We start from the raw sequence: 8144 nt of genomic DNA, 5'->3' as shown, positions 1-8144 counted from the left end.
GCGCGGGCCTTCACCTCCGGCCTGAAGGCCGGAGCATAGGCCCGCATTCCGGTAGCGGGCGCCGACGATCTTGCCGTTGCAGGCGGTTGCCGGGAAGCCGTCACCCACCTGGCAGGTGCCGTGCCAGCCCTTCGGCGCCGGCATGGTCGCCGCGAAGGACGCGCTCTCCGGCCAGATGCCGGTGTCGATGACCCCGACGACGACTCCGGATCCCTTGCCCGGCACCGGCTTGGGCGCCGCACCCGCCCCGGTCGTCTCGCCGGAGCCGCCGAGCGTCGCCGCGTCGGCCTTGACCACCTGCGCCTTGCTGACGGCGGCCACCCGCGGATCCTTGGCCAGCGTCGTCGCCTGGGCCCCGGTCAGCTCCGCGGTGAACCCGTTGAAGGCTGTCGTGTAGGTCTGCCGCGCGTTCACCCCGAGGTCGTCGAGCACGTCACGCTGCGCTTCGCCCAGGTGCGCGCGGTATTTCTCGGCCGCGGCCGAGTGCGGCTGGAGGTCCTGTCCGGTCGCCGGCTCGGTGGCGGCAAGACCGGCCACCCCACCGCTGTACGAGGTGACGGGCGCTTCGCGCAGCCGGACCACGTACTGACCGTCGGTGAGGGTCGTGCTTGCGGCCCTCGGGCGAAGCGCGGCGCCGCCGGTGAGCGGCGCCGGGGTTCGTCCTTCGCGCAGAAGTCCCAGGTCAGGCAGGGGTGTGCCCGCCCGGGCCTGCGCTGGCCCGCCCAGACCGACCGCGGTCAGGGTGAGAGAAAGAGTGAGCGCCGACAGCGCTCGAAGGCCCGTGGCCACGAGGCCCCTTCCCCAATGGAGAGTCACTTGCATGGATGGCCACACCCAACCCTGAACCGGTTAAGAAACCGCAACAAGATCATTAAGATCGATGTAGCCGCCGGGCGCAGCGGCTGCCGACCATGCACGCCGGGGTCTCGCCGAGGTCAAACCCATGGTGGACAGCCGGGCAGTTCCGAGCGGTCAGGAGGCCGGGTTGGTCCAAGCGGACCCCGCTACCCCTGGGCGGTGTGCGCCCCGTGACCGTTACGGCTGCTCTCGCTGGTGAGATTTTGCACTCGTAGTGCAATTGCATAGCCCAGCCTGCGGATCTAGCGTCAGTGCATGCCAGATTCATGGACGTTCGCCGTTGCTCGTGACGACCTCGGGCGAACCGTTCTCGCCGACACACCCACACCCGAGGCGGGTGACGGCGAGGCGCTCCTGAGGGTCCGGCGGGTCGGGCTCACCGCCAACAACGTGACCTATGCGGTCCTCGGCGAGTCCATGAGGTACTGGCAGTTCTTCCCCGGCGGCCCGCGTGGCCTCGGAGCGGAGTGGGGCCTGCCACCGCTGTGGGGTTTCGCCGACGTGATCGACTCCCGGGCCGCCGGTGTCGAGCCGGGGCTGCGGGTGTACGGCTACCTGCCCCCGGCCAGGCACCTGGTGGTGCGACCGGAACGGATCGACGCCTCCGGATTCCGCGACGGCAGCGCCCACCGGGCCGACCTGCCGTCGCCGTACAACGCCTACCGGTCGACTCGGGCCGACGCCGCGTACCGGGCGGACCAGGAGGATCTGCTGGTCCTGTTCCGGCCGCTGTTCTTCACCTCGTTCATGCTCGCTGACCAGGTCGCCGACCATGACTTCTACGGGGCGGAGCAACTGCTGTTGTCATCGGCCTCCAGCAAGACCGCGTACGCCGCCGCCGTCGAACTGCACGGCCGCGGGCCGCGCGTGATCGGTCTGACGTCGCCCGGCAACGTCGCCTTCGCCCGGTCCCTGGGCTGCTACGACGAGGTTCTTTCCTACGACCGGATCGACGGCGTGGGTGCCGCACCGGCCGTCTACCTCGACCTGTCCGGCGCGCCGCACACCAGGGCCGCGCTGCGTAATCGCCTCGGCGATCTGCTCGTGCGAGACATCGCGGTCGGGCTCACCAACCAGATTCCGAACGCCGCCGCGGCCGGCGAGGTGTTCTTCGCGCCGGTGCAGATGCGCAAACGCCGCCAGGACTGGGGGCGAGACGGTCTCGACCGGCGTTTCGCCGATGCCTGGCACCGCTTCGCCGCCGCGGTGACTGCTTGGCTCGAGGTGCGCACCGGCGTGGGCCCGCAGGATCTGCGGCGAGCCTGGCTGGACGTCTACCGGGGCAGCACCCCGCCGCGCGTCGGTCACATCATTGAACTGTGATCGCTCACGGCCACGTAAGCCGGGCTCCCTTCGTGCCCCTGCGCGCTTCGGCGCGCCGCGGCCGTCGGAGGCATCGGGTACTCACGCCGGGTCGCTCCCATTCGGCCGCCCGGCGGATTCTGCGTCGTGCACCTTCAGCAGAACGCGGTCTCCGAGTGACCACATCGGCCAGGTCGTCGTTCGGGCCGGTCTGAACCGCGCCATGTCGCTCGTGGCGAGATCACGGCCAGAGGGTTGCCGCAGATCAAGAACCAGATAGGCCGAAGGGAGCAAGGGTCCACCCGGTGGGTGATCCACTTGGCGACCTCAACCACCGTCAGCACGGTGATACCGGTGAAGTGCATCTAGCCGGTGCCGGCCGGAGCGACCCGGCCGGCACATCGTGCAGAATCGTGGTACGGGTCAGATCTTGCGGTCGCGCTGAGCGACACCCTGCGGGCCGTACGGGTACTCGCCGACCACCGGGGTGCTGGCCTCGGTGAGCAGCGCGGTCTCCTTGTCCGACAGGTGCAGGCCTGCGGCGCCGAGGTTGTCGTCGAGCTGCTGCAGGGTGCGGGCGCCGAGGATCACCGAGGTCACGGCCGGCCGGTCGGCGAGCCAGGCGAGCGATACCTGCGACATCGACGCGCCACGTTGGTCGGCGACGCTGCGGACGGCATCGAGGATGCGCCAGGTCCGGGTGTCGGAGTTGCGCGGGCCGTACGCCTCCATGCCCCGGCCGGGATCCTCGCCGAGGCGGGAAGCACCGGTGGGCTCGCTGTCGCGCTGATACTTGCCGGTGAGCCAGCCACCGCCCAGCGGCGACCAGGGCAGGATGCCGATGTCCTCGTTGCGGCACACGTCGACCAGCTCGAACTCGATCTCCCGCGCCAGCAGGTTGTACTGCGGCTGAAGGGTGACGATCGGGGTGAGCCCCCGGAACCGGGTGATCAGCGCCGCCTTCTGCAGCTGCCAGCCGAGGAAGTTGCTGACACCCGCGTACCGGATCTTGCCGGCCCGCACGGCGTCGTCGAAGAACGCGAGCGTCTCCTCGATCGGGGTCAGCGGGTCCCAGGCGTGCGCCTGGTAGAGGTCGATGGTGTCGACGCCGAGGCGGCGAAGGCTCGCGTCAAGGGCGCGGGACAGGTTCACCCGGGTCAGCCCGGCCGCGTTCGGGTCGTCCCCCATCGGGAAGCGGCCCTTGGTGGCGATGACGACCTTGTCGCGTACGCCGGACCGGGTCGCCAGCCAGCGGCCGATGACCTCCTCCGACGTGCCCCGCGAGTAGACGTCGGCGGTGTCGATGAAGTTGCCGCCGACCTCGACGAAGCGATCGAGCTGAGCGTGCGACACCTCCTCGCTGCTCTCGTTGCCGAACGTCATGGTGCCCAGGCACAGCGTCGAGACGATCGTGCCGGTGCCGCCCAGCTTGCGGTACTCCATCAGTTGACTCCTCAGCCGAGAAAACCTCAGTATTCCTCCAGTCCGTCCGGTCAATCCTCGGGTCTGCGGCGCGGATCGTCGCTGACTGCCCGGTCCTGGGTGACGCCGCGAGCGGCCTCGACATCGTCGGGCGAGGGCGCGGTGGTGACACCCCTGCGTCGCTGGTGGCTCGCCGCCAGACCGAGAACCTCTCCCGTGTACGAGGTGACAGGCGCCTCGCGGAGCCGGACGACGCACCGCCCGTCCCTTGCCTCGGTGCAGCCGCTCATGACACGGGTGGGACCTGGTAACGGTGGCGTCGCGTCTTCGCGCTCGGCTGGCGGCGGCTCGCGCGGCGTCGGAGGATCATGAACAGGTGGTCCGGAACGCCGGGTGGCCGCAGGTGTGGTGAGGAGGGCGCCGTGTCGATGCTGGCCGGGCTGATGGCGGGGACGGTCGCCGCCGTTCTGGTGGCTTTGCTCGTACTGCTCGGTGTCGCCGCCCGTCGCCAGAGTGAACGGGCCGACGTCCGACTCGACTACCAGTTCGGGGTGCCCATCACCGACGAGGTGGACGCCGTGGCGGCCTATGCCGCCTCGGTGTGCGCCGCGGCCGAACGCGCTCAGCAGGAAGCGGACTTGGCCCAATACCGGGCGGATCAGGCGGCCGCAGACCGGGACATGGCCGAACTACGGCACCGGCTGGCGCGCCGCCGGGCACAGGCCGCCGGTGAACCCCACCAGCTCGTGCAACGGGCGGCCCTCGACGCGTACCAGCGCGGGCAGTTGTCGGTGACCGAGCTGAACGAGATCTGGCGGCACACGCACGCCCCGGCCGAGCCCGGCGGGCCGGCGCCCGCGGTGCCGCTCGCCTGGGAGCCGCCGGTACGTGCGTCCCAGCAAAGGTACGAGCAGGCGGAGGCCGAGGCGGCACGAACCGGGCAGGAGGCCGGGCTCAAGGCAGCCGCGGCCACCCTGCTGGCCGCTGAGGCGCAGGCCGCCGAGGCACTTCTGTCGGCAACGCGGCGCTCGGCGAGCACGGGCCTGGTCGGCCTCCTGCGAGCCAGCTGGGCCTGACCGGTCGAGGCCGGCGTCGCCCGGGCGGAGCCCCCGTCGCCGGATGCTCGCCGTCCGCTGGGCCGTGATGCTTCGCGCCACCGACGATGTCACCGCCGCGGATGACGACGGGTCCGGTGAGCCTCGACGGATCCGGCCGGCGAGCGGTGGCGATACCGGCGGACGCCGTGGTGCGCGTCCGCCGGTATCGGAGAACGTCTCAGGTCAGCGGGCGGTGCAGGTGGCGGTGGTGGGACCGGTGCCGGTGCCCTGGAAGCCGAACTGGGTCTTCTGGCCGGCGGTGACGGAGCCGTTGTAGCTGACGTTGGTGAAGGTGATGGCGCCGGTGGTGCCGCTGCCGGTGGCGCTCCACGAGTTGGTGACGGCCGAGCCCGACGGGAGCGTGGTGCCGACGCTCCAGCCGTTGATCGCCGAGGAGCCCGCGGTGACGGTGACAGTGGCGACGTAGCCGCCGGTCCACGAGTTCAGCGAGATCGAAGCGGTGCACCCCGAGGGCAGCGGCGGCTGCGACGACGGGGGCGGTGACGAGGACGGTGACGACGAGGGCGGTGCCGACGGGGAAGGGGACACCGGCGGCGAGGACGGCGGAACCGAGGTGCTGTCCAGGCCGAAGAAGGTGATCGCCATCTTGGCCTGTCCGGCCATCGGCAGGGCGTGGCCGACGCCGGCGAGGCTGATCGCCTGGACCGGGGGAGTGGCCGAGGAATCGCCGTACCAGGTGCGGGTCCAGCCGGACTGCGGAGTATCGGTCTTGACCGGGGTCTGGCTGACGCCCAGCACGTTGGTCCACTGCTTGATCTCTTCGCCGAAGTTGTTGTAGTTCAGCGTGGTGTCGGCGGTGCCGTGCCACAGCTGCATGCGCGGCCGGGGGCCGCTGTAGCCGGGGTACGAGTTGCGCACCGCGTCGCCCCACTGGGCGGCGGTCCTGGAGACCTGGCCGTTCGCGCAGGCGCTGTTCCAGCCGGCCTGCTGGGTGGGGTCGGCCGGGTTACCCGCAGTGGCCTGGAAACAGGTGTCCGGCACGCCCATGAACGCGGCGCCGGCGGCGAACACGTCCGGGTAGTCGGCGAGCAGGACGTTGGTCATCATGGCGCCCGACGAGGCGCCGGCGACGAACGTCCGGGACGGGTCGGTCGCGTACCTCTGCTGGACGTACTTGACCATGGAGGTGATGCCGACCGGGTCGCTGTTGCCGTTGTGGGTCAGCGCTCCCGCCGAGGAGACGTCCCAGCAGGAGCCGGTGCGGACCGTGGACGGGTAGATGACGATGAATCCATACTGGTCGGCCAGGGATTTGAACTCCGTGCCGGAGTAGAACGCGGGACCGGAGCCGGTGCAGTAGTGCACGGCGACCAGCACGGCCGGCTTGGTGGGCAGCCGGTCGGGGACGTACAGGTACATCCGGATGCCGGTGGGGTTGGTCCCGAAGCCGGTGACCTCGGTCAGCGACGCCGCGGAGGCGGGGGATGCGGGGACGACCGTGGTGGTGACCACCAGGGCGGCGAGGATCGCTGCCGCCGAGGCCAGTAGATGGCGCCAGTGTCTTCTCATGAACGGTTCCTTAGCGGGAGGGGAGGCGGGGATGGGGAAGGCGGTCTGATCCCGACCGGACCGGAACATAACAAGCATGTTTCGGCAATTACAACACTCAATATGTGCTCGTCGCGGCAATCGATCTTCATCCGCAGGTATCCAGCAGCGACAATGTCAGAAGATTCAGCAGATCAGGTTTCGGAAGTTTCGGCGATGCGATCCGAAAATGCTGGCGTAGTTTCGGACCACCCCAACGGATCTTTGTCGCGTTCGCGATCCCGGAAAGTTCAGGATTGCCTTAGGAAAAGACCGGATCCAGCCGTTGATCTCCACGTTCCGGTTAGGCTCCGAGCCGTTCCGTCCGGGCCCTACCCGGCCCGGAGGCATGCCTCGTGCCGGAAGACGCGGTGCGGGAGCGGCCCGTGGCGAACGGGCTTCCGCCACGGGCGGCTGGAAGGCGGAGAGGGCATGATCGGCAGCGGTGCAGACGCGCGGTACGTCGTGGCCGCGCTGATCGGGATGCTGACTCTGCCGGCCGCGCCGGCCCGAGCCGCCGCACTGCCGGCGACCTCGACAGACCTGGACTTCGTCCGCCGGGTGCACCTGACCGCCGCCGGGGCCGGCACGGCCAGCGCGCTGGCCCGGGCAATGAGCGTGAACGCCGTGGTCGAACGACTGACGCAGCAGGTCACCACACAGTGCGAGCAGCTCGACGGCTTGAGTCGCAGCGCGGCCGAAACGCTGAAGGTCCCGCTCGACTCCCCACTGCCCGCCGAACAGCAGAGCGCACTCGCGGCCTTGCAACAGAGAGACGGGGCAACGTTCGACGCCGGATACGTCGACTACCTCTGGCGCGCCGACAGCGAGCTGCTCCCGATCGCGACGACGGTGAAGGGCACGACGCGGAACCCGGTCGTGCGCCGGCTCGCCGATCGGGCCGAGGCGGTCACCGCCGCGCAGTTGCCGATGCTGCAGGACAGTGGCCTGCTGAGAATGACGGTCCTGCCGGCCGCCGCGTCGCCCGGCGCAACCGACCGGCTGCCCGGCGGGGTGCCGATGGACCGGCAGCTGATGGCGCAGACGCGCTCGGGCACCGGTTATCTGGCCCCGTCGGCCTGGACGAGGCTCGCCGTGCTGGTCGTCGCGAGCGGTGTGGCGGGAATCCTGTCATGGCGTGTGCTGATCCGGCCCCGGCCCGGCCGCCCCCGCGCACGCTGGACGCTCGCGAGGCGCAAGCGGAACCGGAACCCCGCGATGCCGGCAACCAGCCGTTCCGCGGGTCCGCGCCACCGCAGATCGACCGCGCCCGAAGCCGGCCGGGCGGGAAACCGGCAGCGTCCGCCCGGGTTCGGGGCCTCGGCGCCAGGTTTCACCGCTCAGCCGACCGCCGGCGGCGTGGGGCCTTCGCGAAGGAGGCGGCGGATGTGATCGGTAAGGGGTCGACCGTCTCGATCACTTGCGGCCAGGCGCGCAACCCGCGGCAGGTCGAGCAGTCGTACTCGGACCGCTCGCGGAACCGGAGATTGGTGCCGGCGGGGAAGGAATCGAGAAAGGTGAGCCGGCGTGAATCCCGGTCGAGACTGTCGCCGACGACGTACAACCCGCCCCGGCCGGGACGCCACCGCGGCGACACCGTCAACGTTTCGTCTGCGCCACGTCTGCGCGCCGCTGATCAACTGTGTGCATGGTGAATCTGAACAACGGCGGCACGGTGGACATCGACGCGACCGCCGCCGCCGAACTCGCCCGCCGTGTCGCCGGTGTCGTCCTTCTTCCCGGCCAGGACGGGTACGCGCAGGAGTGCGCGGCCTACAACCCGGCGGTGCCCAATACCCCCGTCGTGGTCGTCGGCGTCGCTGCTCCCTCCGACGTGCAGGCCGCCCTCGTGTTCGCGAGCGAGTACAACCTCTCCGTGGCGGTCATGAACACCGGGCACACGACCGTGGTCGCGGG

7 protein-coding genes and 1 pseudogene are annotated in these 8144 nt (G+C 70.4%); 4 read left to right on the top strand and 4 right to left on the bottom strand.

Translation table 11 applies throughout. The features are described 5' to 3' along the window. The coding region (locus Acy02nite_RS45630) for a protease inhibitor I9 family protein (protein WP_203756404.1) at positions 1-789 on the bottom strand (789 nt) is incomplete at its 3' end. 324 nt (positions 790-1113) lie between these two features. Between Acy02nite_RS45630 and Acy02nite_RS45625 the strand changes: the two genes are divergently transcribed. Further along, positions 1114-2181: a DUF2855 family protein gene (locus Acy02nite_RS45625; protein ID WP_203756399.1), complete on the top strand. Its 1068-nt coding sequence runs from the start codon at positions 1114-1116 to the stop codon at positions 2179-2181. A gap of 402 nt (positions 2182-2583) precedes the next feature. Here the strand turns inward: Acy02nite_RS45625 and Acy02nite_RS45620 are convergent, their stop codons facing one another. Beyond that, positions 2584-3603, bottom strand: a complete 1020-nt coding sequence (locus tag Acy02nite_RS45620; protein WP_203756396.1) for an aldo/keto reductase — start codon at positions 3601-3603, stop codon at positions 2584-2586. A gap of 401 nt (positions 3604-4004) precedes the next feature. On the opposite strand from Acy02nite_RS45620, the gene Acy02nite_RS45615 reads away from it, so the two are divergent. Next, on the top strand, positions 4005-4658 hold the full coding sequence (locus Acy02nite_RS45615; protein ID WP_203756393.1) for a hypothetical protein: 654 nt from the start codon (positions 4005-4007) through the stop codon (positions 4656-4658). A gap of 204 nt (positions 4659-4862) precedes the next feature. Here the strand turns inward: Acy02nite_RS45615 and Acy02nite_RS45610 are convergent, their stop codons facing one another. After that, positions 4863-6209, bottom strand: a complete 1347-nt coding sequence (locus tag Acy02nite_RS45610) for an extracellular catalytic domain type 1 short-chain-length polyhydroxyalkanoate depolymerase (RefSeq protein ID WP_203756391.1) — start codon at positions 6207-6209, stop codon at positions 4863-4865. Positions 6210-6659: 450 nt separating this feature from the next. On the opposite strand from Acy02nite_RS45610, the gene Acy02nite_RS45605 reads away from it, so the two are divergent. Then, the gene (locus tag Acy02nite_RS45605; RefSeq protein ID WP_203756388.1) at positions 6660-7619 is read left to right on the top strand and encodes a DUF4142 domain-containing protein; all 960 of its coding nucleotides are present in this window, start codon (positions 6660-6662) and stop codon (positions 7617-7619) included. A gap of 10 nt (positions 7620-7629) precedes the next feature. Here Acy02nite_RS45605 and Acy02nite_RS45600 read toward each other — a convergent pair. Continuing rightward, positions 7630-7830: pseudogene (locus Acy02nite_RS45600) on the bottom strand (hypothetical protein); the annotation flags it as partial. A gap of 45 nt (positions 7831-7875) precedes the next feature. Between Acy02nite_RS45600 and Acy02nite_RS45595 the strand changes: the two are divergent. Continuing rightward, the coding region (locus Acy02nite_RS45595; protein ID WP_438820880.1) for a hypothetical protein at positions 7876-8144 on the top strand (269 nt) is incomplete at its 3' end.

This window comes from Actinoplanes cyaneus (genome assembly GCF_016862095.1).
GTDB classification, from domain to species: domain Bacteria; phylum Actinomycetota; class Actinomycetes; order Mycobacteriales; family Micromonosporaceae; genus Actinoplanes; species Actinoplanes cyaneus.
This window is presented reverse-complemented; position numbering and strand designations above follow the sequence as displayed.

Coding starts and splice junctions, on each gene's coding strand:
- Acy02nite_RS45625 (WP_203756399.1), top strand. CDS start 1,114: ATGCCAGATTCATGGACGTTCGCCGTTGCTCGTGACGACCTCGGGCGA.
- Acy02nite_RS45620 (WP_203756396.1), bottom strand. CDS start 3,603: ATGGAGTACCGCAAGCTGGGCGGCACCGGCACGATCGTCTCGACGCTG.
- Acy02nite_RS45610 (WP_203756391.1), bottom strand. CDS start 6,209: ATGAGAAGACACTGGCGCCATCTACTGGCCTCGGCGGCAGCGATCCTC.
- Acy02nite_RS45605 (WP_203756388.1), top strand. CDS start 6,660: ATGATCGGCAGCGGTGCAGACGCGCGGTACGTCGTGGCCGCGCTGATC.